Raw genomic sequence first — 22,722 nt, 5'->3', positions numbered from 1 at the left:
GGGGGACGGGGTGGGGGCGATGGCGGCCATGGCACCGGACGACAGCACGTCCCCGGCGACGTCCTGCCCCAGCAGCCGCCGCAGCACCTCCTCCGCGTCCGGCCGCTCCCCCGGCTCCGGAGCCAGGCAACCCTCCACGATCTCCCGCAGCCGTCCGCTCAGCGCCCCAAGGTCCGGCTTCCCGTACAGGATCCTGGCCAGCACCTCGCGATGGGTGTCCGCCGTGTACGCGTGCCGCCCCGAGGCCGTGTACGCGACGGTCAGCCCCCAGGCCCACAGATCGGCCGGCGGCCCGGCGGGCTCCCCCTTGATGCGCTCGGGCGCCAGGTACGCAGGAGTGCCCATGGGGATGTGGCTGGTGGTGACGGTCGCGCTGTCCACAAGCCTGGACACCCCGAAGTCGATCACCCGGGGCCCCTCCAGCCCGAGCAGCACGTTCCCCGGTTTGAAGTCCCTGTGCACGACCCCGGCCCGGTGGATCGCGCCGAGGGCGGTGGCGGTGCCGATGGCCAGCCGTTCGAGCGACCCGCCGAGCCGCGGCCCCTCGGCGACCACGTGTTCTCTGAGCGAGGGGCCCTCGACGTACTCGCTGACCAGGTAGGGCCGGTCGCCCTCCAGGTCGGCGTCGAGCAGCTGCGCCGTGCAGAACGCCGCCACCCGGCGCACCGCCTCGATCTCCCCGAGGAACCGGCGGCGTACGACCGGGTCGCCGGACAGGCTGGCGTGCAGCAGCTTGACCGCCACCCGCGCCCCCTGCGGAGAGTGGCCGAGGTAGACGACCCCCTGGCCGCCCTGGCCGAGCCTGCGCGTCAGCCGGTACGACCCCAGCTGTCGCGGATCATCGGCACGAAGCTCGGACATATTTCGCCATTATGCCGGGGGAACCCCTGAGCCGCGCGTACCCAGGAGAACAACCAGGGGCGATAGCCTCGTCTCGTGCTGGAAAAGATCGCGGCCACCCGCTACGTGACCCCCCTGCGGGAGGGCGGGTCGCTGCCCGGCGTCGTCGAGGCCGACGACCTGGGCACGTACGTGGTGAAGTTCCGGGAGGCGGGGCAGGGCCGCCGCGTGCTCGTCGCCGAGATCATCGCCGCTGAGCTGGGCCGCCGGCTGGGGCTGCGTACCCCCGAGCTCAAGCTCATCGATCTCGACCCGCAGCTCGGCATCCGCGAGCCGGACGAGGAGGTGCAGGACCTGCTGAAGGCCAGCACCGGGCTCAACCTGGCGATCGACTTCCTGCCGGGGGCGCTGGGGTTCGATCCGCTGGCGTGGGCACCCGATCCGGTGTTCGCGGCGCGGGTGGTGTGGTTCGACGGCCTGATCCACAACGTCGACAGGAGCTGGCGCAACCCCAACCTGCTGATCTGGCACCGCGACACGTGGCTGATCGACCACGGCGCGGCGCTCTGGTTCCACCACAACTGGCGCACGGCCGATCCCCAGCGGCCGTTCGACGCGGGCGATCACGTGCTCGCGCCGTACGCCGGTGACGTGGCGGCCGCGGGTGACGACCTGGCGGGGCGGATCACCCGCGAACTGCTGGAGACCGTGACGGCGCTGGTGCCCGATGAGTGGCTCGACGGGGAGCCCGGGTTCGGCTCGGCGCGGGACGTACGCGAGGCGTACATCGATCATCTGCTGCGGCGGGCACACGGGCCGCGTGAGTGGCTCGTGCGATCGGAGCGGCGGGCCCCGAGCAAGGGTCCCGGGTCGGTCGGCGAGTTCTGGCGGGGAGGCGGCCGATGACCAGGGATGTCTACGAGTACGCGGTGATCCGCGTGGTCCCCAGGGTCGAGCGGGGCGAGCTGATCAACGCGGGCGTGCTGCTCTACTGCCAGCCGCGCGGCTACCTGTGCGCGCGGGTCGAGCTCGACCCGGCCCGGCTGCGCGTCCTCGACCCCGGCGCCGACCTCGACGGCGTCAGCCGGGCGCTGAGCGCGTACGAGCTGGCCTGCGGCGACGATCCCGGACCGCTGGCGGGAGAGTCGCTGGGCGGCAGGTTCCGCTGGCTGACCGCGCCGCGCAGCACGATCGTGCAGACCGGCCCCGTCCACGCGGGCCTGACCGCGGACCCGGACATCGAACTGGCCCGCCTGTTCGACAAGCTCGTACGCCTCTAGAACAGCCTCTGGAACAGACCTGTGGAACAAAGCCCTCAGAACAGCACGGACATGAAGGTGTCGACCTCGTGGAAGCCCACCTTGCGGTAGACGGCACGGGCCGAGCGGTTGAAGTCGTTGACGTAGAGGGTGACCACGGGGGCGAAGCAGCTCATCGCGGCCTCCACGACGGCCGCCATGCCGGCCACCGCATGCCCCCTCCCCCGCAACTCGGGGGCGACCCAGACGCCCTGGATCTGGCAGGCGTGCGGCGTGACGGCCCCCACCTCGGCCTTGAACACGACCCTGCCGTCCTCGATGCGCGCGTAGGAGCGGCCGATCCTGATCAGCTCGGCGACCCTGGTGCGATAGAGCGCGCCGCCGTCGCCGAGGTTGGGTGAGACGCCGACTTCCTCGGTGAACATGGACACGCACGCCGGCAGCAGGATGTCGAACTCGTCCGGCCGCACCCGGCGTACGAGCGGATCGGCCGGAACCGGCGGCCGGACCGAGGTGGCCATGACCGGCTGCGCCCAGCGGATCGCGCGGGCCCGGCCCCAGTGCGGCTCCAGCCGCTCCCACAGCAGCGAGACCGCGTCGACAGGACCCACGATGGACGAGCAGCGCCGCCCCTGCTTGCGGGCACGGTCGGCGAAGGCGTGCACGGCTTCCTGACCGGCGTTGACCGGCACCATGTTGGCCCCGGCGTAACAGAGTGACACGAGACCACCACGCGGCCCGAACCCCCACATCTGCCCGCCCAGACGCGCCGGATTGAGTCCGACCGCCCGCACTCTGGAGGAGACGAAGACGTTCGCGACCGGATCGCTGTCCAGCAGGGCTAGGACTTCGTCCCGGTCGCTGTCGTCGAGCACGCGCGACGCCGATGTACGCAGCATCACATGGTCAGACTACGCGAAGGGTTACCGAATAGCTCATTGGCGATGCCCGCGGTAACCCTTTCTTGACGTCATCTCCCGCGCGCGTGCTCCAAGATCCCCAGAAGGTGCTCCCGCGAGCCGCCCGCCGCCTGGCGCTCGGCCGGCTGGGGATGGGGCAACGCCGCACAGGTCGCGTCGCGTGGCGGCAGGGACCCGTCCGTCAGGTACGCCCCCAGATGCGCATCGATACACCGGTTGCCGGCCATCGACACCCCGTGGTTGCCCCCCATGTCCACCACCATGCGCGAGCGCGGGAAGTGCCTGCGCATCTCCAGAGCCCCCCGGTACGGGGTCGCCGCGTCGCCGCGGGACTGGATGATGAGGATCGGCGGCAGCCGCTTCGACTCGTGGACCTGGAACGGCTGCCCGCCGGCCACCGGCCAGAAGGCGCAGGGCGCGTTGTACCAGGCGTTGGGCCAGGTCAGGAACGGCGCCCGGCGGTGCATCGCGGTCATGTCCGTCCGCCACTCGTCCCACCGGCGCGGCCAGGGCGCGTCACGGCACTGGACGGCCAGATAGACCGCGTAGCCGTTCTCGTCGGCGGCGTCGTTCTCGGCGTGCTTCTTGTAGATGTCCAGCAGCCCCTGCGCGTCGCCCTTACGCACGTACGCGGACCATCCACGGGCGAACTCGGGCCAGAGCCTGTCGGTGTAGGCGGCCGTGGTGAACGCGTCGTCCAACTCGCTCGGCCCCACGACCCCGCCCGCCGGGCGCTCGCGCAGCCGGCCGCGCATCGCGTAGTAGGCGAACGAGGTCTGCTTCGTGGTGGCGCCCAGCTTGTAGACGTCGTGGTGCCGGGCCGTCCACGCGAGGAACTGGCGGTGGCGTAGCTCGAAGGAGCGGTCCTGCCTGAGGTTCGCCTTGTACCAGACGGCGGTCGGGTCGACCGTGCTGTCCATGACCAGCCGCTTGACCCGGTGCGGGAACAGGGTGGCGTAGACGGCGCCGAGGTAGGAGCCGTACGAGTAGCCCAGGTAGCTGATCTTCTCCTCGCCCAGGGCGGCACGGATCATGTCCATGTCCCTGGCGGAGTTCTCGGTGGTGAGGTGCGGCAGCAGCCAGGACCAGAAGTTGCCGCACTGCTCGGCGAACTGGGCCGCCCGGCCGAGCAGCACCCGTTCCTCGTCCCGCCCGCGCGCCATCGCGTCCGGCCTCGGGGGTTTGAAGTAGACGTCCTGGTCCACGCAGTGCAGGGCCGGCTCGCTCCCGCCGACGCCCCTCGGGTCGAACCCGACGACGTCGTAGCGCTCACCGAGCCTGCCAGGCAGCGACGAGGACACGAACCTGGTGAGGTCCCGCCCGGAGGCTCCGGGGCCGCCGGGGTTGATGAGGAGCGTGCCGAGGTGGTTGCCGTCCCTGGGGACCTTGGCCTTGATCCGGTTGAGCGCCAGCTTGATCGTCTGGCCCATGGGTTCTCGGTAGTCGAGCGGCACGCGTACGGTCGCGCACTCGAGCTCGGCCGGCACCACCTTTCCCTCCACCTTCGGACAGGCTCCCCAGACGACCACGGTGTACGGCGCCCTGCCGGCCACCGCCACCCCATCCGCGCTCACGACTCCGGCGATGAGCACCGCCATACCGGCGACGAACCGAAAAACCCGCTTCACCCGGCCCCCTTCATGTAATAGGCCTTGCGATGTTCTCCGAGCGACCGGGTCATGACGCTGGGTATGGGGAAAGGCTTGCCAATCTGTAATCAGTCCATTGCAGGGAGTACGCGACCGGGCGTCACGACGGGCGGCCGACGCGGCGCAGCGAGCGGTCCACGACGGTGACGGTCAGGAACAACACGGCGATGGCCAGCAGCAGCCAGGCGAGGTGGTGCAGCCCGGCCGTGGTGGCGCCGTCCCGGTAGAAGGCGGCGTTGGCGGCGGAGGCGGCCAGCGCACCGAGGTACATGAACGTACGCAGCAGCCCGGCCGAGGAGCCCATGCGGGCCGGATCGGCCTGGGCGTAGAGGGCGTTCTGGTTGGCCAGGCCGTTGAGGCCCTGCGGGATGCCGAGGACCGTGCCGACGAGCACCAGCAGCCAGACCGGGCTGGTGGCGTGGAGCAGCAGCATCGCGGCGCAGCCGACGATCTGCACGAGACTGCCCGCCAGCAGCTTGCCGCGCACCTCGGGGTGGCGCCCGGTGGCCGCGGTGACGGCTATCGCCGCCACCGACATCGGCAGCAGGAGGAGGCCGGCGGCGGACGGGCTGAGCGAGCGGCTCTCCTCCAGCCACTGGGTGAAGCCGAACAGGAAGGCGTAGGAGGTGATGAAGGCCAGGAACTGGCGTACGTACGTGGCCAGCAGCGGCAGGTTGCCCCCCAGCACCCGCAGATCGAGGAACGGGGCCGGGGTGCGCAGCTCCCGCAGCACGAACCCGCCGCCGACCGCGGCGGTGAGCACCAGCAGGTACCAGTGGCCCACCTCAGGATCCATCAGGAACATCATGAACGCGGTGAGCGTCGCGGCGAACAGCACCATGCCCGTGATGTCCGCACCCTCGGCCGCTGGGGCGTGCCCCTGCCTCCTGAGCGTGGACGCTCGCGGCAGTCGCAGGGCGCCCAGCACGAGACACGCCAGGGACAGCGGCACGTTGACGCCGAAGATCCAGTGCCAGCCGCCCACGCCGATCAGCAAACCGCCCAGGGGCGGCCCGAACACCGAGACCACCTGGTTGCAGATGGACAACGCGGCCAGGATGCCGCTCGGACTTCGCACGCCGGTGCGTTCCGACTCGGTGCGCAGCAGGAACATCGACGCCGGATACGCGGCCGACGTCCCGAATCCCAGGAGCACCCGGGAGAGGATCAGCACCCACAGCTCCGGGGCGAGCATCCCGATCAACCCGGCGACGCCGACCAGGGCCGTACCGGTCAGATAGAGCAGGCGCGGGCCGTAGGCGTCCACCAGCCGCCCGATGACGGGCTGCCCGACGGCGGTGGCCACGTAGAGGCCGGTGATCAGCCAGGCGGTCTCCGACGGCGCCGCATTGAAGGCCTGGCCGATCGGGATGAGGGCCACCGCGAGCATCGCGGAGTTGATCGGGTTGAGGATGGAGCCCAGGATCATCGGCGCGATCAGCCTGCGATCGAACCCCGCACCGGCGGAGCGCCGCCTGCCGCCCAACCACGTCGAGGTCCGCGTCACGAGTGCGCCACCTCGTCCAGCAACGCCATCACCTCGATGACGGCACGCAACTCCGCCTCGGTGCAGCGCTCCCCCAGCGCCCCCGCCAGCCACTCCTGGCGGGCCCGGCGGACGCCGAGCCGGTGCTCACGCCCGCTCTCGGTCAGGCTGATGAGCTGACGGCGCCCGTCCCCTGGATCTGGTTGCCGCGCCACCAGCCGGGACTGCTCCAGCGCCACGACGATCTTCGCCATGGACTGCGGCCGCACCCGCTCGGCCACCGCCAGATCACTGGCCGAGGCCGGGCCTTCCTTGTCCAGCCGGGCCAGCACGGACGCCTGCGCCGGGGTGAGGTCACCCTCGCCGACCACGTCCTTGAGCCGCCGGCGCAGGCGGCTGACGACGACCCACACCTCACTCGCCGCCCGCGCCGCCAACTCGGTGGTGTGCGCGTTGCCCTCGTCCATCCCTCCACGCTAAAACCTTCAGCACAAACTGTGCAGTTTCAGCTGGATAATGTGACATGCCTAACTATGAACCGTATGCCCCACTCGCCCTCGCCCGGCTCCTGATCGGCCATGTGCTGACGGCGCGACCGAGGAAGCGGCGACGAACCGACTGGCGACGCAGGATGAGAAGCCGGACGAGTGGACCGGCCTTCATCCTCAAGTGCACTGTCTGCACGACCCCAGTAACACCGCGTGCCGAGGGACCGTCTGCGGAGGACGACCCATCGGCGTGGAGTCCCAGGTCAGAGCGGGTATCACCACACTTGATGTCGATCTTGACAGTTTGACGAGTGATGATGCCGAACGCACAGGTGGCCTCACTCACGGTTGACTATCGTGACTTAACCGGAATACTGGATCTTCCCTAAGGCCGTCGTCCCAGTGAGACCGAGGATGCCGATGTTGCTTGGCGCCGCCATACCTCAGGCAGAGCCACACCAGGCAGGCAACTGTGTCGGCCACACGGGAGAGCGCGCGCCACTCCGACGCGGTTCCGCCCGGCCGCCCCGCGCCCCGTAAGAGCGACATGCGCCGCTAACACAGGCCCTTCAGCGGTCGACCCTTCCCCGCCGGCCCACCGACCCCAGGACTGTCATGCCGCCAGACTCCTTCAGTGCCCCGATAGTGATCGCCTTCGCCGTATTCATCCTCGCCCTCGCGGGCGTCGTGATCATCCACGTGCGTGTACGCCGGCACCTCGCCCAGCTCCGTGGGCAACTCGATCAGGCCCGTCAGGCGCAGACGCACCTGACACGCGAGACCAGCGCCAGAAGCCAGCGGCTGCTGGAGGCCGAACGCCGGGCCCAAGACGGCGCGAAGGCGCTGCGCGACGCGCGCACCCAGCAGGACCTCGTGCGCGCCGAGACCGAGCACCTGATCTCGAAGCGGATTCCCGCCCTGCTGTCCCACCTGCGCACCCCGCACGTGATCGTGCCCGGCGTGCAGAACCAGGCGCTCGCCGGCACGGACATCGACAAGCAGCACCGCGCCATCCTGGACGTGTTCGCCCGCGGCGTGCGCGACGAAGGTGAGCGCATCGACGAAGCGGCCCAGGCGGTCGTCAGGGGCGCGATGTCCCGTGCCCAGACCCAGGCGTTGCGCGCCCAGGACCTGCTCGCCGACCTGCAACAGCGCTACAGCAGCGACGAGGACACGGCGCTGCTGCGCGAGGTACTGGGGCTCGACATGTTCAACGAACTGATCATCCGGCGCGCGCAGGTCACCGGCATCGCCTGCGGCGCCACGCCCGGCCTGTCGCGTGACGACACCTATCTGGTGGACCTGGTGGTGGGCGCCATCTCCCGGGTGGAGAACTTCGAGCTGCGCATCGAGGGCCCGGCCAACCACCTGCGCCGCCGGATCGGAGTCGCCGCCCGCGCCGCGGAGTCGATCCTGTTCATCATCTCCGAGCTGCTGGCCAACGCGGTCCACCACTCCCACGGCACGCTCAAGGTGACCATCGCCGTGCACGAGACCAACAACGGCGCCGCCGTCGTCATCGACGACGCCGGCGTCGGCCTCAACGAGGAGCAATATGCCCGGGCGAGCCAGCTCCTGAGCGGCACCCACCCGGTACGCCTGGTCGACCTCGGCAACCCGCCCCGCACCGGGTGGGCCGCCATCGGCCGCCTGGTCGCGCACTACGGCATGCAGGTCACGACCAAGAAGAGCGCCTTCGGCGGTGTCCAGGCCGTGCTGAGCGTTCCCACCACCCTGCTGGTGGAGATGCCGGAAGACAGCCGGCCGTCGGTACTGGCACCCGAGCCGGTCCGCGCCGCCGTGCCGTCCGCCGCCACGGCCATCCGGCCGCAGCCCGTGGCGTCCTCGCGACCGGAGCATGTGGCCTCCTTCGGACGTCCTGAGTCCGCGGCGGCGTCCCATCAGGAACCTCTGGCCGCGCCCGGACAACGGCGGGCCTCGGCGGAGGATCTGGCGGCGCTGCCGCAGCGCCGCCGCCAGTCGCCGCGCGCCGCGTCCAGTTCCAGGCCCCCCGGAAGCTCCGGCGGCTCTGACAACGCCGCCGGCAAGCCGCTCACCACCCCGGAGGAGGCTCAGAAGCGGTGGGGAGACTTCCAGGTCGGAGCCGAAGCGGGCCGCCGCGAGGCGCTCCCGTCCCAGCAGCATGACTTCACCGAAGGGAACTGACCGCACCATGGACGCTCACAGCGTTTCCAGCCGTGTTCAGACCAAGGGTCGTCCGTTGGCCCTCGACGTGTCGTGGGTCCTGTCGCCCCTGTTGGCCCTGCCCGGTGTCGCCCGCGGTGTGGTGCTGAGCCGTGACGGGCTCATCCTCGGCGGCTCGGCCGACCTGACCACCGAGAGCGGTGAACGCGCCGCCGCCATGACGAGCTCCGTGCTGGGGGCCGCGCGTGCCCTGTGCAGCGGCCTCAGCGACAGCGCCGAGAGCGAGGTGGTGGACATCGTCATCTCCGCGGGCAGCGGCTATTACTACATCGCCCCGGCCGGCGACCGCGCCGCCCTCGTGGTCGCGGCAACCGGAGCGGCCAACATCGGCTCACTGGCCTACGAGGTGCAGCTCCAGGTGCAGAAGCTGATCAAGGCTCTCGACGAGGCCAGCGCGGCCAGAGTCCCGGGCACCCGGCCATGACCTCGGGACGGCAGCGGCGGCGGGTCGTCCCGGACTACATGGCCGCCGCGAGACTGAACGTGCCCGAGCACATCAACGTCGAGCGCACGACCCTGGTCTACATCGCGCCCGACGCCCCTGCCAACGGGCTGAATCCTCCAGGGTCGTATCTGCTGGCCCTGCTGCAGGACGGGCCGTTGTCGGTGTACGAGTGCGCCGCGCACTTGGACCTGCCGTACTGCGTGGTGCGGTTGCTGGTCGCCGGGCTGGTCGGCGGTGGAACGCTGCTGACTCGTGATCCGCCGACCGCCGACCTGCCCGACATCGAGATCTTGGAGTTGGTGCTCAGTGGCCTCCGCGCTCTCTGACAGCCGTATCAGTGCCGAACACATCCCGGTCAAGTTGGTCATCGCGGGGCCGTTCGGCGTGGGCAAGACGACCATCGTGAGCGCGCTCTCGGAGATCAAGCCCCTCAACACAGAGGAGGTGCTCACGCAGGCGGGCACGCTGGTCGACGACCTCACCGGCGTGAACGAGAAGACGACCACGACCACCGCCATCGACTTCGGCCGTCTCACCCTGCCCGGCGTGGTGCTCTACCTGTTCGGAGCGCCGGGACAGACCCGGTTCCAGGTGCTGTGGGATGAGCTGGTCCGCGGCGCGCTGGGGGTGCTGGTGCTGGCCGACACCCGCCGCATCGACGACAGCTTCGCCGTCCTCGATCTGGTGGAGAGCGCCGGCATCCGCTACGCGGTGGCCGTCAACCACTTCCCCGACTCGCCGGACTACCCGCCGGGTGCCCTGCGCGACGCGCTCGACCTGAACCCCCGCACGCCGCTGGTGGTGTGCGACGCCCGAGATCCCTCCTCTGCCCGCGCCTCGCTGATCGCGCTGGTGGAGCACATCAAAGAACTGGTGCTGTCATGACCCTGCGCTATATGCCCGGAGCCGGGCACCTGTACGGAGCCGAGTACGCGAGGAACCCGCAGGCGGTCTACGCGGAGCTACGCCGAAGGCACGGCGCGGTCGCGCCCGTGGAGATCGCTCCGGGCGTCGAGGCCCACCTGGTGATCGGGTACCAGGCCGCCGTGGACGTGCTCACCAACGTCGGTGGCGTCTGGAGCAAGCACCCCAGCGCCTGGCAGTCCCGGCTCCCCGACACCCCGGAGGCCGCGGGGATGATCGCCATGCTCGGCCACCGCCCGAACGCGCTGTTCTCCGACGGGGCCACGCACTTCCGCTACCGGAAGGCGATCTCCGACTGTTTCCAGCAGATCCAGCCGCACAAGCTGCGCCAGTTGGTGACCGAGGTGTCGGACTCGCTCATCAGCCAGTTCGCCGCAAAGGGCGAGGCCGACCTGGTCTCCGACTTCGGCAGGCTCATCCCGGCCCGCATCTTCAACCTCCTCTTCGGACGGCCCGACTCCGACAGCGCCGGCTTGACCCAGGCCCTGTCGGACCTGATGGAGGCTGACGGCGAGACGGGCGCGCGGGGCAGCGACGCGTTGACCCGCTACATCGGCGAGCTGATCCAGGCCAAGTACGCCGAGCGGGGGGACGATCTGACTTCCTGGTTCATCGACCATCCGGCCGCACTGCAGCCCGACGAGCTGGCGCACACCCTCGTGCTCGTGGTGGCCGCCAGTTACGAGCCCACGGCCAACCTGATCTCCAACACCATCTCCCGGATGGTCAGCGACGACCGCTACTACAGCTCGCTCACCAACGGCGCACTCAGCACGTACGACGCCCTGATGGAAGCCCTGCGTGTCGAGCCGGCCATGTCCAACTACGGCCCGTACTTCGTGCTCCAGCCCGTGCACTTCCACGGCACCTGGATCCAGCCGGCCGAACTGGTCCTCGTCTCCTACGAGGCGGCCAACACCGAGCCTGTCATCGTGCCCGACGAGCTACGGTCCGACGGCGGCGCGTACCTGGGCTTCGGCGCTGGGGCGCACCGCTGCCCGGCCAGCGACCCGGCAGTGGTCATCGCCATGACCGCGATCGAACGCCTGACCTCTCACCTGTGTGACCTCGAACTGACCGTGCCGCGCGAGGAGCTGGAGTGGCGGCCCGGCCCCTTCCACCGTGCGCTGGCTCACCTGCCGGTGCGATTCACTCCTATCCGTCCCGATCAGCCAGGAGATACCCCTTGGGCACAGCCCCCGTCGTCCTTGATCCCTTCGGAGCCGATCTCGCCGGCGAGGTCCGCCGGCTACGCGACCTCGGCTCCCTGGTCCTCGTAGAGCTCCCAGGAGGCATTCCGGCCTGGGCCGTCACCCGGCACGATCTGCTCAAGCAGCTCATCCTCGATCCGCTGGTGAGCAAGGACAAGCGGCACTGGCGGCTGCTGCCCCAGGTGGCCGCCGAGCCCGGTTGGACCTGGATCATGACCTGGATCGGCGTATCCAACATGCTCAGCTCCTATGGCGAGGAGCACCGGCGGCTACGCAAGTTGATCGCTCCCAGCTTCACCGTGCGCCGTACGAAGGCCATGCAGCCCATCGTCGAAGGGCTCGTCTCCGAGCTGCTGGACGCCATGGCCGCGCTGCCGCCTGGCCAGGTCGTCGACCTGCGCAGCGCCTACGCCCATCCGCTGCCGATGCGGGTGATCTGCGAGCTGTTCGGTGTCCCCGAGCACATGCGGGCGGAGATGGCCCAGATCATGGAGGCCATCATGGACACCACCGCCACCCCGGAGCAGGCGGCGGGCACGGCGGCTCAGATCGGCACCGTGCTGCCGGCCCTGGTCGACTACAAGCGCGAGCACCCGGGCGACGACCTGACCACGGAGTTGATCAACGTCCGTGACAGCGGCGACTCGCTCAGCGACGACGAGCTGCGCGACACCCTGCTGCTCCTCATCGCGGCCGGGCACGAGACCACCGTCAACCTGATCGGCAACACCGTGCACGCCCTGCTCACCCATCCGGAGCACCTCCAGAGCGTCCTGGCGGGCGAGATCTCCTGGGAGGCGGTGATCGAAGAGACGTTGCGCTGGGCACCGTCGATCGGCAACCTACCGCTACGGTTCGCCATCGAGTCGATCGAGATCGGCGGTGTACGGATCGAGGCGGGCGACGCGATCATCACGAGCTACCTGGCGGCCGGCCACGACCCCGACCAGCACGGCCCGGACGCCGACCGGTTCGACCCGACGAAGGAACACGAGGAACACCTGGCCTTCGGCATCGGCGTGCACCGCTGCATCGGGGCTCCGCTCGCCCGTCAGGAGGCGCTCACCGCCCTGCCCGCGCTGTTCGCCCGGTTCCCGGACCTCCGGCTGGCCGTGGAGGACGCGGAGCTGACGCACGTCCCGTCCTTCATCGCGCATGGCTGGAACCCCCTGCCGGTCCTCCTGCACCGCTGACGCACGGCTCCCCTGCGGGAGCCGTGCTCAAGCAACCGGGCGGGCTCACCAGCTACTTCGCACGTGTTGACCCAGCCGGGCATCTTGTCCGGCGGGTCCAACCACATCCGCTGTCCCTCGAGTGGATGTTAGGACAGCGCCTGGCGGCGCGAGGGCTGGCCGACGGAGACCTGGCTACGTCCCTGACCTGGCCATCGCCTCCTTCTCCTCGCGGGTGGCGATGAGCCCGGCAGGCGCCAGGATCTTGGACTCCTCGAACGGCGCCTCCGTGCTCGGCAGCGGCCCGCGTCCTGATCGCGGTGGGATTGACGCTGAGGTCAACGCGCATTTCGCGCTGCCGAGACTGGCGTTCGAGGAGGCTGTGTGGTCTCGGGCGACACGCACCCGGACTCGCGCTAGTTAAGCGGTGAGAAGCCCGCGGGCCCGCAGCGTCTCATCCAGCTCACGAACGTGGGTGTTGTCCGACCATGGCGCCAGCCGGGTTCGTGCTTTCGTGAGCTGATCGGTCAGGCGGGCTGAGCTGTGCTGTGAGGAGATGTCGGCGGCCTCCGTCAGCTTGGCGGCGGCTTCCGGGATCTCCTTGGCCAGGATCAGAGCGTCGGCATACCAGACAAGTGCGAACCCACGGTCCCGCTTGAGCTGAGGACCGAGCCCGGCCAGAGACCGCTCACCCGCCGCCACAGCGGGCCTGGTCAGTTTCAGCCGAGCCAGCGCCGAGGCGGCATTGCGCTCCACCGTCAAAGGACAGACCCAGTACAGGAAGCCAGGCTCGCCACCCTTCGGTGAACCGGCCAGAGCGACCGCGCTGTGATGCGCCCGAGCGCTCTCCGCGACATCACCGACGGCGGCGTGCGCCTTTGACAGCAGAGAGTCGTTCATCGCGCGCAACAGCTTGCTCCGAGACCGGGCAGTCCAGCTCCGCGCGGCGAAGGCGTGGTCCAAAGCCGTGGATGCCATGTCCTGATAAGCGGCCATATTTCCCAGCCAGCAGTGCAGATAGCTGATCGACGTCGGGTCGCCAAGCTCGAGTGCTGCCCGCAGCCCGTCTTTCATCGCGCAGTCGGCCGTCTCGTAGTCGAGAAGGTCGAAGGCGAAGAAGCCTGCAAGTTGCGACATTTGTACATATGCACCGAGCAGCCGGTCGTGCAGTGCGGGCGGCATCGTCTCTCGGGCGAGGACCTGGGCGAGGGCGGTGCGGTGCCCGTTCACGACCGGGAGCAGTGTCGCGGGCCCGTACTGGTCGTCGGCCTGACGTGCGTGCATGGTGAGCTTCTCGAAGGTGCGTACGGTCGCCTCGTCCACCCGCCAGGTGTTGCGCAGCACCCCGGCCAGGCGTTCCCCCTCACTGGGGGTGAGGATCCGCAGAAAATCCAGGGCTTGAGCCCCGCCGAGCACCAGAGCCAGTTCGAAGAGCAGTTCCCGTCGTTTCACGTCGGTCTCCTCCGCACCGATGGCGCGCAGCAAGTGGACACACGCCGGACCGTCCAGCGCCGACTTGTCAGCGGGCCTTACTGCTGCGCTCGCCTCCATGGTGACACGGCCGGCCCGATTCGGGGATGGCCGCCGGTTGCCGTCGAGGTCGCGGAAGTCCGCACCATGAATCTGGCCTCGGTCCACGTCGCCGTACGACGCCAAGATCTCGTCGCCGACCAGGCTCCGTGCGGCGGTCTGATAGATCTTGGCGAGCATGACGAGGAGGCGTGCGGGCGGTCGGCGGCCGACCTCCGGCCAGGCCTCGAAGTCGTAGAGCCGTGGCTCGCGCAGACAGGCCGTGCCCACCGGGTCCACATCGTTGACCAGGGCCACCACCTCGGCGGCGGTGCGGCCGTGCGCCAGCCGGTAGAGCCGCAGGGGGCTGACCGTATGGGTGAGGGCGAGGACGTCGGCGATCTGATCCCAGGTGAAGCCCTTCTCGCGAAGGCGCTTGCTCGACGTTCGGGCTCGAAGCAGCACCTGGTAGCCCTCACCTGACATGACTCACCCCTTTCCGCTGGGATTGCGCACGCAGTGTACATCTTTGACTACAGAGAGATCGAGTGGATCCGGCCTTGAGGGAGGTCGAGCTCCGATCCTCCTGAATTCGCGCAGGTCAGCACGTATACCGAGCGCAGTGGCGAGCAGGCCCGTGATGGAGATTCCGATGAGGAAGCCACTGGGGCATCCTGCAGCTGACCCCAGCCACCGGCCGGAAGGACGACCCAGTGCCTGACAACACCAAGCTCGCCGCCCCATCCGTGCCCAGGCAACGTGACCAGGAGCCGGTCCGGCGTGAACACGTGAACGCGATGATCGACCTGCACCCCGGCGGCCTGACCTGGCGGCGTACCTTCCCAGGCACCCCCGACCAGGTCCCCCACGCCCGCCACTTCACCCGCTACCTGCTGGCCGACGCCCCCTGCCAGGACGACGCCGAGCAGATCGTCGCCGAACTATGCAGCAACGCCATCAAACACACCAGCAGCGGCAGCCCCGACGGCACCTTCATCGTCGAGATCACCCGCACCACCACAACGACCACCATCGCCGTCTACGACTGCGGCTGGGGTGGAGTTCCGTGTTTCGGCATCCGGTGCCGGACCAACGCCGAGCATGGCAGGGGCCTGGCCGTCGTCGCCGCGCTCGCTGATCAGGTCGGGTACGAGGGCGGCGACGCGGCAGGTCACAAGGTCTGGGCCAGGATCCGTGGGTGAAGAGGTCAGCTGACGGTGACGGTGGGGCTCGCCTCGTCGTCGAGGTCGACTTCGACGCCCATCTCGTCGGCCAGCCGGAGGGCCTCCTCGATCAGGGTCTCGACGATCTGGGACTCCGGCACGGTCTTGATGACCTCGCCCTTGACGAAGATCTGGCCCTTGCCGTTGCCCGAGGCCACGCCCAGGTCGGCCTCCCTGGCCTCGCCCGGCCCGTTGACGACGCAACCCATGACGGCCACCCGCAGCGGGACCTTCATCCCCTCCAGGCCCGCCTGGACCTGGTCGGCCAGCGTGTAGACGTCCACCTGCGCCCGGCCGCACGACGGGCAGGAGACGATCTCCAGGCCGCGCTCGCGCAGCCCCAGCGACTCCAGGATCTGGGCGCCGACCTTGACCTCCTCGACCGGAGGCGCGGAGAGCGAGACCCGGATCGTGTCGCCGATGCCCTCAGCCAGCAGCGCGCCGAAGGCCACCGAGGACTTGATCGTGCCCTGGAACGCGGGACCGGCCTCCGTCACGCCCAGGTGCAGGGGGTATTCGCACTTGGCGGCCAGCAGCCGGTACGCGTTGATCATCACGACGGGGTCGTTGTGCTTGACCGAGATCTTGATGTCGCGGAACCCGTGCTCCTCGAACAGCGAGCACTCCCACAACGCCGACTCCACCAGCGCCTCGGGCGTGGCCTTGCCGTATTTCTGCAGCAGGCGTGGGTCGAGGGACCCGGCGTTGACGCCGATCCTGATCGGCACGCCGTGATCGGCGGCCGCCCGAGCGATCTCGCCCACCTTGTCATCGAACTTCTTGATGTTGCCGGGGTTGACGCGGACGGCCGCGCAGCCGGCCTCGATGGCGGCGAACACGTACTTCGGCTGGAAGTGGATGTCGGCGATGACCGGGATCTGCGACTTCTTGGCGATGAGCGGCAACGCGTCGGCGTCGTCCTGCGACGGCACGGCGACGCGGACGATCTGGCAACCGGACGCCGTCAGCTCAGCGATCTGCTGCAGCGTGGCGTTGACGTCGGCGGTCACGGTGGTCGTCATCGACTGCACCGAGACGGGCGCGTCGCCCCCGACGGGCACGCTGCCGACCATGATCTGGCGAGAGTGACGGCGTTCGGCGAGCGGCTTGGTGCGTACCGTCGGGATGCCGAGAGCTACAGATGACATTTCAACCCTTACTGTGACGACGCTTTCCAGTTTAGGTAGCTAGCGGGACTGCCGCGCCGTGAGCTCGGCCGCGCGGGTGCGGGCCCAGGCATCGGCCGCGAGCACTTCTTCCACGGATTCGGCGGGCGTGACCCGGTGTTCTTCGACGACCTTGGCCACGGTGTCGACGATCGCCAGGAACGGCAGATCGCCCCGCATGAACGCCGTCAGGCACGCCTCGTTGGCCGCGTTGTAGACGGCGGGCGCGGTGCCGCCCTCGCCGCCGACGTGCCTGGCCAGCGCGACCGACGGGAACGCCACGTCATCGAGGGGCTCGAACGTCCACGTGTGCGCCCTGGTCCAGTCGATGGCCCGCGCCGCGCCGGGGATGCGGTGCGGGTGGCCGAGCGCCAGCGCGATCGGCAACCGCATGTCGGGCGGGCTGGCCTGGGCGACGGTGGAGCCGTCGATGTATTCGACCATGGAGTGGATGACCGACTGCGGGTGCACCACCACCTCGATCCTGTCGAAGTCCAGGTCGAACAGCAGATGCGCCTCGATCACCTCCAGCCCCTTGTTGACCAGGGTGGCGGAGTTGATCGTGATGACCGGCCCCATCGACCAGGTCGGGTGGGCCAGCGCCATCTCCGGCGTGACGTCGGCCATCTCCTCGCGCTTCATCCCCCTGAACGGCCCGCCGCTCGCGGTGACCACGAGCCGGCGCACGCTCGACGGGTCGTGGTCGTCCGGCCCCGAGGCCCACAGGCACTGCTGCAGCGCCGAGTGCTCGGAGTCGACCGGGAGCAGCTGCCCAGGTCTGGCCAGCCGCTTCACCAGCGGCCCGCCGATGATCAAGGACTCCTTGTTGGCCAGCGCGAGCGTCCTGCCCGCCTCCAGCGCGACCAGCGTGGAGGTCAGCCCCAGCGCGCCGGTGATCCCGTTGAGCACCATGTCGCACTCCCACGCCGCCACCTCCGCGACCCCTTCAGGGCCACCGAGCACGACGGGGCGGGCGCCATGCGCGGCCAGCGCCTCCTTCAGATCGGCGACGACCGAGGCGTCGGCCACCGCCACCACCTCGGCCCCTGACTCGGCCGCCTGCTTGGCCAGCAGCTCGACCTTGCCGCCTCCGGCCGCCAGCCCGGCGACCTTGAACCCGCCCGGGTTGGCGGCGATGACGTCGAGGGCCTGGGTGCCGATCGAGCCGGTGGAGCCCAGCACGACTACGGAGCGGCGGATCTCAGCATGCACCCGTCCATTGTCCCCGCTGCGGAGCGCACTCGGGCACGTGGCACCCCAGGACCAGAATTCCCGTGCTCATGTGACGCGAGATAACTCAGTCCATTTATGACCGAATATCGCTATATCGGTATGCGCAGTTCCCGAGAAATATGGATATTGCGACGGCTACCTTCCAACCTCTGATCCGGTTTCTGGAGGTACCTGATGCACCGCAGAGTCGCCCTTCTTTCCGTCCTCAGCCTCGCCGCGGGCAGCGCCGCCCTGCTCCCCGCGAGCACGGCACATTCAGCGGCCCCGGCAGTGGCGCAGGCAGCGTCACCGTCGAATGCCCCGGCGCGGCCGAAACCCGCGCAGCACGCGGCCGCCGACTCCGCGACCGAGCGGCGGCAGGTCGTGTCGTACTGGACCGAGGGGCGGATGGAGGCGGCCGAACCGCTGGACGCGCCCCGCCCCGAGCAGGGGGCGAAGCTTTCCGCGGGTGAGGCCGCCGAGCCCACACGCGGCACGCCGTGGACGGCCGCGCCCACCGCCGTCGCGGGCGGCGACCGGGAGTTGCTGGCGGCGAGGTCGCCGGGCGCACGGTGGACCGCAGGCGGCGCCGTCGTGAAGACCACCGGGCGGATCTTCTTCACCACCCAGGGCAGGAACGCGTCCTGCTCGGGTTCGGCGGTGACCAGCGCCAACAAGAGCGTGGTGATGACCGCGGGCCACTGCGTGAGGCTGAACGGCGCCTTCCACACGAACTGGGTGTTCGTGCCGGGCTACGACAGCGGCCAGCGCCCCTTCGGCACCTGGCCCGCCACCAGATTGCTGACCACGCCGCAGTGGAACGCCCGCGAGGACGTCGACTTCGACGTCGCCGCCGCCGTGGTCGCGCCGCTGCAGGGCAAGACGCTGGTCGACGCCGTGGGCGGCCAGGGACTGGCGTTCAACCAGCGAAGACGGCAGCAGATGTACGCCTTCGGCTACCCGGCCGCGGCGCCGTACGACGGCTCGAAGCTGATCTACTGCAGCGGCCGCACCTTCGACGACTACCTGATGTCGGACGACCACGGGCTGACCTGCGACATGACCGGTGGTTCGAGCGGTGGTCCGTGGATGCTGAGTTTCAACGAGTCGACCGGTCTCGGCACGCAGAATTCGGTCAACAGCTTCAAATACAACTTCGCCCCCAACTGGATGTTCGGCCCCTATTTCGGAAATGAGGCCCAAGCGGTCTACCAGGCCGCGCAAACCACCAACGCACTCTGAGGTATTCACCGAAAGTAGTCTCAAGAACACATCTCGTGGTGCACACTCGGGGGGCATGACGTTGAGCACCCCCCTGCTTGCGGCGGCCCCGCTCCTGGCGGGGCTGATGGGCACCGTCCTCCTCGGCGCGGCGCCCGGCCCGCGGCAGGCCGACCTGCCCGTTCAAGCGGCGCGGACCAGCCAGATAGTCGAGCACGTGGCCGCAGGGACCACGGCCGAGGAACGCCGCGTGCTCGACTACTGGACGCAGGAACGCATGGCCAGGGCCCTGCCCATCGGCCTGCTCGACCTCGTCACGGGCCGCGACGGCCTGCTGGGCCGCCTCGTCGGCCGGACCCGCCCGCTCGCCGCCCCCGGCGTCTCCCGCGTCTCCCCCGTCTCCGGCACGAACGCCGCGCTCCCGAGAGACCTCGCCGCTCCGCGCCACCAAGCGGCGGCGAGGCCCGACGCGAGCACCGTCGGTTCGCGCTGGGCCACCGGCGGGGCCGTGGCCAGGACGACGGGCCGGGTGTTCCTGACGGTGGGCGGAGCGGACTTCGTCTGCTCCGCGAGCACGGTCAGGAGCGCCAACAAGGACCTCGTCGTCACCGCCGGCCACTGCGTCAAGGACGGCACCGGCGGGTGGGCCGCGAACTGGACGTTCGTGCCCGGCTACGGGACCGACGGCCCCCATCCGTACGGCCGCTATCCCGCCCGCCGCATGTTCGTGGCCGGCCCGTGGTCGAGCAGCGCCGACGACGACTACGACATCGGCATGGTCGCCCTCGGCACCTCCCGCGGCAGGCACGTGGCGGACGTGGTGGGCACGCAGGAGATCGCGTTCAACGCGCCGCGCGGCGGGCAGGCGTTCGGCTTCGGCTACCCCGCCGACCCGCCGTACGACGGCGGCGACCTGGTCTACTGCGCCGGGCGGCTGGCGAACGACCCGTACGGAGAGACCCGCGACCAGGGCCTGGGCTGCGACATGACGGCGGGCTCCAGCGGCGGCCCCTGGATGACAGGGTTCGACGGGGTCACCGGGAAGGGCACGATCACGTCCCTGAGCAGCTTCAAGTACAGCGGCGACCGGCGCACGATGTACGGGCCGTACCTCGGCGACGCCGCCAAAGCCCTCTACGACGCGGCCGGCCGCGCGTGACCGGCCGGCGCCTCAGAGCGACAGGCCGGTCAGAACCATGACCTTCTCGTACGTGTAGTCGGTCATGGCCGAGTGCAGCCCCTCGCGGCCGATGCCGGAGTCCTTGACCCCGCCGTACGGCATCTGGTCGGCCCGGTACGAAGGCACGTCGCCGACGATCACACCGCCCACCTCCAACTCCCGGTTCGCCAGGAAGGCGGCGTCCAGCGAGCGGGTGAACACCCCGGCCTGCAGACCGTACTTCGAGTCGTTGACCATCGCGTACGCCTCCTTCATCGAGGCGGCGCGCTGGAGGATCATGACGGGACCGAAGACCTCCTCGCAGGCCACCTTGGCGTCCCGCGGGACGTCGGCCAGCACCGTCGGCGCGAACGTCGCGCCCTCGCGGGTGCCTCCGGCGAGGAGCCGGGCGCCGGCGCCGACCGCCTCCTGGACCCACTGCTCCACGCGGTCGGCGGCGGCCTCCGAGACGAGCGGGCCCACCTGGGTCTTCTCGTCGCCCGGGTCGCCGACGACGAGACCGGACACGGCCTGGAGCAGGCGCTCTTCGAAGGCGTCGTAGACCGGCTCCTCGACGATCACCCGCTGCACGGCGATGCAGCTCTGACCGGCCTGGTAGTTGGAGTAGAGGGCGATGCGCTGGGCCGCCCATTCGAGGTCGGCGTCGGCCAGCACGACGGCGGCCGCGTTGCCGCCCAACTCCAGCGTCACGTGCTTGCGCGGCACCTGGTCGGCGATGGAGTAGCCGACGGGGGCCGAGCCGGTGAACGACACCACCGGCAGCCTCGGGTCGTCGACCAGCTTGGCGGCGCGCTCGTTCTGGATCGGGAGCACCGAGAACATGCCCGCGGGCAGGTCCGTCTCGGCGAGGATCTCGCCGAGCAGCAGCGCGGACAGCGGCGTGGCGGGCGCGGGCTTCACGATGACGGGGGCGCCGACGGCGATGGCCGGGGCGACCTTGTGCGCGACGAGGTTCAGCGGGAAGTTGAACGGGCTGATCGCCAGCACGGGGCCGTAGGGCACGCGCGACACGTACGCCAGCCGCCCGGTCGCGGCGGGCTCGGTGTCGAGCCGCTGCACGTCGCCCGACCAGCGGCGGGCCTCGTCGGCGGCGAAGCGGAACGTCGCCACGGCGCGGCTCGCCTCGCCACGCGCCCAGAAGATCGGCTTGCCGTTCTCCGCCGTGATGAGCCGCGCGATCTCCTCCGACCGCTCCGCCAGCCGGCGCGCGACGTGGGCGAGGGCCTCCGCGCGTACGTGTACGGGCAGCGCGGCGGCCTGCCTGGCCACCGCGTGGGCGGCCGCGACGGCCTCCTCGACCTGCGCGTCCGTCGGTACGGAATGCCGGCCGACCTCGCGGCCGTCATGGGGGTTGGTCACGGTGAGCTCGATGTCCCCGGTCGCGGCGCGGCCGGCCAGCCAGAAGGTACGCACGTCCATACCTCGACGTTATGCCAAGCCGGGGATCGGGGAATCACACCATGGTGCACAAGACTCACATGAGAGCTCACCGTTAAGTACAAGCCCTCAGGTATACCCATGATGTAACAGAAGTAGACCTAATTCGGGATGTTTACCATGCGGAGTGGTTTGAGGGATCTCCGCCATGGCTAAGTCATCGGATGCGGGTCTCCAGCGCGGTGGGCCCCCGATCAGAAAGGCGTGGGCCCCGTGACCGAACAGCGTGAGGTCACCTCCTTGGCCGCAAGGGAGGTCTCATGACCTCGGCGCCGCTGGGACTGCAGGGCGCCTACCTCCTGGGTGAGCGCGCCGGCCATGACGAACTCCGCTCCCGCCTCCTCGACGTGGCGGTGAACCTGCTCCAGACCGACGGTCCAGACAGCCTCACCATGCGCAGGATCGCCGCGGAGGCAGGCTGCACGACGACCGTCATCTACACGATGTTCGGCAACAGGGAGGGCTTGGCGGAGGCGCTCTATCTGGAGGGGTTCGAGCGCTTCCGCCGGTTTCTGGAGGCAGTGCCACAGCGACGTAACCCGTTCGAGCATCTGGCGGCGCTCGGGCCGGCGTACCGGCAGGCGTGTCTGTCCGAGCCCGGCTACTACAGCCTGATGTTCGAGCGGGCCATCCCCGGTTTCCAACCCAGCGAGCGCGCCAGGACCCTGGCCCGCGCGGCGCTGAACATCCTCGACCGGGTGATCGCCGACTGCATCTCGGCCGGCTACCTGGTCCCGACCCAGCCCCGCAAGATCGCGGACGCGCTGTGGTCGGGCGCCCAGGGGGCGATCAGTTTGGAACGCGCCGGTCATCTGCGTGACGGGCGCACGTACGAGGCGGTGACGTCCGCGATTGTCTCCCGTTACAGGGTGGACAAGGAGTAACCCGCTACCCGCGTCTGACGGCCTCCAGTGCGAGCCACAGCTCGGCCCGCACTCCGGGGTCGTCGAGGTCACGGCCGAGCAGCTCGGCGACGCGTCTCATCCGGTACCGCAGGGTGTGCCGGTGCACGCCCAGCCGCTGTGCCGCCGCGTCCCAGTGGCCGTTGCTCTCCAGGTACGCGCGCAGCGACTCGACCAGGTCGGCGCGGGATCCGTACTCGGTGAGCGGTGCCAGCAACGCGGTCGCGAACGCCTGCGCGGCGGCCCGATCGATCAACCCGAGCACCCCCTGCC

At 69.8% G+C, this 22,722-nt stretch carries 23 protein-coding genes; 12 read left to right on the top strand and 11 right to left on the bottom strand.

Annotated features, from left to right (window positions below):
* The coding region (locus ITP53_RS39535) for a serine/threonine-protein kinase (protein ID WP_195900590.1) at positions 1-861 on the bottom strand (861 nt) is incomplete at its 3' end.
* Between the two features lie 75 nt (positions 862-936).
* Here ITP53_RS39535 and ITP53_RS39530 point away from each other — a divergent pair.
* A complete protein-coding gene (locus ITP53_RS39530; RefSeq protein WP_195900589.1) occupies positions 937-1,746 on the top strand; it encodes a HipA family kinase in 810 nt (269 codons plus the stop codon).
* Complete coding sequence (locus ITP53_RS39525; protein ID WP_195900588.1) at positions 1,743-2,120, top strand: DUF3037 domain-containing protein; 378 nt, start codon at positions 1,743-1,745, stop codon at positions 2,118-2,120. Before ITP53_RS39530 ends, ITP53_RS39525 begins: the two co-directional genes overlap by 4 nt.
* Positions 2,121-2,155: 35 nt before the next feature.
* On the opposite strand, the gene ITP53_RS39520 is transcribed toward ITP53_RS39525, so the two are convergent.
* The 4 genes from ITP53_RS39520 to ITP53_RS39505 form a co-directional block, all read right to left on the bottom strand.
* Positions 2,156-2,998, bottom strand: coding sequence for a GNAT family N-acetyltransferase (locus ITP53_RS39520; protein WP_195900595.1), 843 nt, complete (start codon positions 2,996-2,998; stop codon positions 2,156-2,158).
* 71 nt (positions 2,999-3,069) lie between these two features.
* Positions 3,070-4,647 (bottom strand): alpha/beta hydrolase, encoded by a 1,578-nt coding sequence (locus ITP53_RS39515; protein WP_328817236.1) that lies wholly within the window; start codon positions 4,645-4,647, stop codon positions 3,070-3,072.
* Positions 4,648-4,768: 121 nt separating this feature from the next.
* The gene (locus tag ITP53_RS39510; RefSeq protein ID WP_207757063.1) at positions 4,769-6,175 is read right to left on the bottom strand and encodes an MFS transporter; all 1,407 of its coding nucleotides are present in this window, start codon (positions 6,173-6,175) and stop codon (positions 4,769-4,771) included.
* Entirely contained in the window at positions 6,172-6,621 is a 450-nt protein-coding gene (locus ITP53_RS39505; RefSeq protein ID WP_195900587.1) for a MarR family winged helix-turn-helix transcriptional regulator, read from the bottom strand. Before ITP53_RS39505 ends, ITP53_RS39510 begins: the two co-directional genes overlap by 4 nt.
* A gap of 636 nt (positions 6,622-7,257) precedes the next feature.
* Between ITP53_RS39505 and ITP53_RS39500 the strand changes: the two genes are divergently transcribed.
* The 6 genes from ITP53_RS39500 to ITP53_RS39475 are packed head-to-tail and all read left to right on the top strand — an operon-like array spanning position 7,258 to position 12,620.
* Positions 7,258-8,808: a histidine kinase gene (locus ITP53_RS39500; protein ID WP_195900586.1), complete on the top strand. Its 1,551-nt coding sequence runs from the start codon at positions 7,258-7,260 to the stop codon at positions 8,806-8,808.
* Between the two features lie 55 nt (positions 8,809-8,863).
* Positions 8,864-9,271, top strand: a complete 408-nt coding sequence (locus tag ITP53_RS39495; protein WP_207757062.1) for a roadblock/LC7 domain-containing protein — start codon at positions 8,864-8,866, stop codon at positions 9,269-9,271.
* A complete protein-coding gene (locus ITP53_RS39490; RefSeq protein ID WP_195900584.1) occupies positions 9,268-9,618 on the top strand; it encodes a DUF742 domain-containing protein in 351 nt (116 codons plus the stop codon). Before ITP53_RS39495 ends, ITP53_RS39490 begins: the two co-directional genes overlap by 4 nt.
* Before the next feature lie 34 nt (positions 9,619-9,652).
* A complete protein-coding gene (locus ITP53_RS39485) occupies positions 9,653-10,177 on the top strand; it encodes a GTP-binding protein (protein ID WP_207757061.1) in 525 nt (174 codons plus the stop codon).
* Entirely contained in the window at positions 10,174-11,496 is a 1,323-nt protein-coding gene (locus ITP53_RS39480) for a cytochrome P450 (protein WP_195900583.1), read from the top strand. The genes ITP53_RS39485 and ITP53_RS39480 overlap by 4 nt, the downstream gene beginning before the upstream one ends.
* On the top strand, positions 11,403-12,620 hold the full coding sequence (locus ITP53_RS39475; RefSeq protein WP_195900582.1) for a cytochrome P450 family protein: 1,218 nt from the start codon (positions 11,403-11,405) through the stop codon (positions 12,618-12,620). The genes ITP53_RS39480 and ITP53_RS39475 overlap by 94 nt, the downstream gene beginning before the upstream one ends.
* Before the next feature lie 174 nt (positions 12,621-12,794).
* Here the strand turns inward: ITP53_RS39475 and ITP53_RS39470 are convergent, their stop codons facing one another.
* Both ITP53_RS39470 and ITP53_RS39465 read right to left on the bottom strand, forming a co-directional pair.
* Complete coding sequence (locus ITP53_RS39470) at positions 12,795-12,941, bottom strand: hypothetical protein (RefSeq protein ID WP_195900581.1); 147 nt, start codon at positions 12,939-12,941, stop codon at positions 12,795-12,797.
* A 78-nt stretch (positions 12,942-13,019) separates the two neighbouring features.
* Positions 13,020-14,594, bottom strand: coding sequence for a hypothetical protein (locus ITP53_RS39465; protein WP_195900580.1), 1,575 nt, complete (start codon positions 14,592-14,594; stop codon positions 13,020-13,022).
* A gap of 227 nt (positions 14,595-14,821) precedes the next feature.
* Between ITP53_RS39465 and ITP53_RS39460 the strand changes: the two genes are divergently transcribed.
* Positions 14,822-15,310, top strand: coding sequence for an ATP-binding protein (locus ITP53_RS39460; protein WP_195900579.1), 489 nt, complete (start codon positions 14,822-14,824; stop codon positions 15,308-15,310).
* A 5-nt stretch (positions 15,311-15,315) separates the two neighbouring features.
* Here the strand turns inward: ITP53_RS39460 and ispG are convergent, their stop codons facing one another.
* Positions 15,316-16,479, bottom strand: a complete 1,164-nt coding sequence (gene ispG / locus ITP53_RS39455; protein ID WP_195900578.1) for a flavodoxin-dependent (E)-4-hydroxy-3-methylbut-2-enyl-diphosphate synthase — start codon at positions 16,477-16,479, stop codon at positions 15,316-15,318.
* Positions 16,480-16,518: 39 nt separating this feature from the next.
* Complete coding sequence (dxr, locus tag ITP53_RS39450) at positions 16,519-17,709, bottom strand: 1-deoxy-D-xylulose-5-phosphate reductoisomerase (protein WP_195900577.1); 1,191 nt, start codon at positions 17,707-17,709, stop codon at positions 16,519-16,521.
* A gap of 195 nt (positions 17,710-17,904) precedes the next feature.
* Between dxr and ITP53_RS39445 the strand changes: the two genes are divergently transcribed.
* Both ITP53_RS39445 and ITP53_RS39440 read left to right on the top strand, forming a co-directional pair.
* Positions 17,905-18,951, top strand: a complete 1,047-nt coding sequence (locus ITP53_RS39445) for a trypsin-like serine peptidase (protein ID WP_195900576.1) — start codon at positions 17,905-17,907, stop codon at positions 18,949-18,951.
* 55 nt (positions 18,952-19,006) lie between these two features.
* Complete coding sequence (locus tag ITP53_RS39440; RefSeq protein ID WP_207757060.1) at positions 19,007-20,089, top strand: trypsin-like serine peptidase; 1,083 nt, start codon at positions 19,007-19,009, stop codon at positions 20,087-20,089.
* Between the two features lie 12 nt (positions 20,090-20,101).
* Here the strand turns inward: ITP53_RS39440 and ITP53_RS39435 are convergent, their stop codons facing one another.
* Complete coding sequence (locus ITP53_RS39435; protein WP_195900575.1) at positions 20,102-21,529, bottom strand: aldehyde dehydrogenase family protein; 1,428 nt, start codon at positions 21,527-21,529, stop codon at positions 20,102-20,104.
* 278 nt (positions 21,530-21,807) lie between these two features.
* Between ITP53_RS39435 and ITP53_RS39430 the strand changes: the two genes are divergently transcribed.
* A complete protein-coding gene (locus tag ITP53_RS39430; RefSeq protein WP_195900574.1) occupies positions 21,808-22,431 on the top strand; it encodes a TetR/AcrR family transcriptional regulator in 624 nt (207 codons plus the stop codon).
* A gap of 4 nt (positions 22,432-22,435) precedes the next feature.
* On the opposite strand, the gene ITP53_RS39425 is transcribed toward ITP53_RS39430, so the two are convergent.
* Positions 22,436-22,722: helix-turn-helix domain-containing protein (locus ITP53_RS39425; RefSeq protein WP_195900573.1), on the bottom strand; the 287-nt coding region annotated here is incomplete at its 5' end.

The sequence above is a fragment of the Nonomuraea cypriaca genome (genome assembly GCF_015645445.1).
Taxonomy (GTDB): domain Bacteria; phylum Actinomycetota; class Actinomycetes; order Streptosporangiales; family Streptosporangiaceae; genus Nonomuraea; species Nonomuraea cypriaca.
Note: the sequence above shows the minus strand (reverse complement) of the source record. Positions and strands in the feature narration are given on the sequence as shown.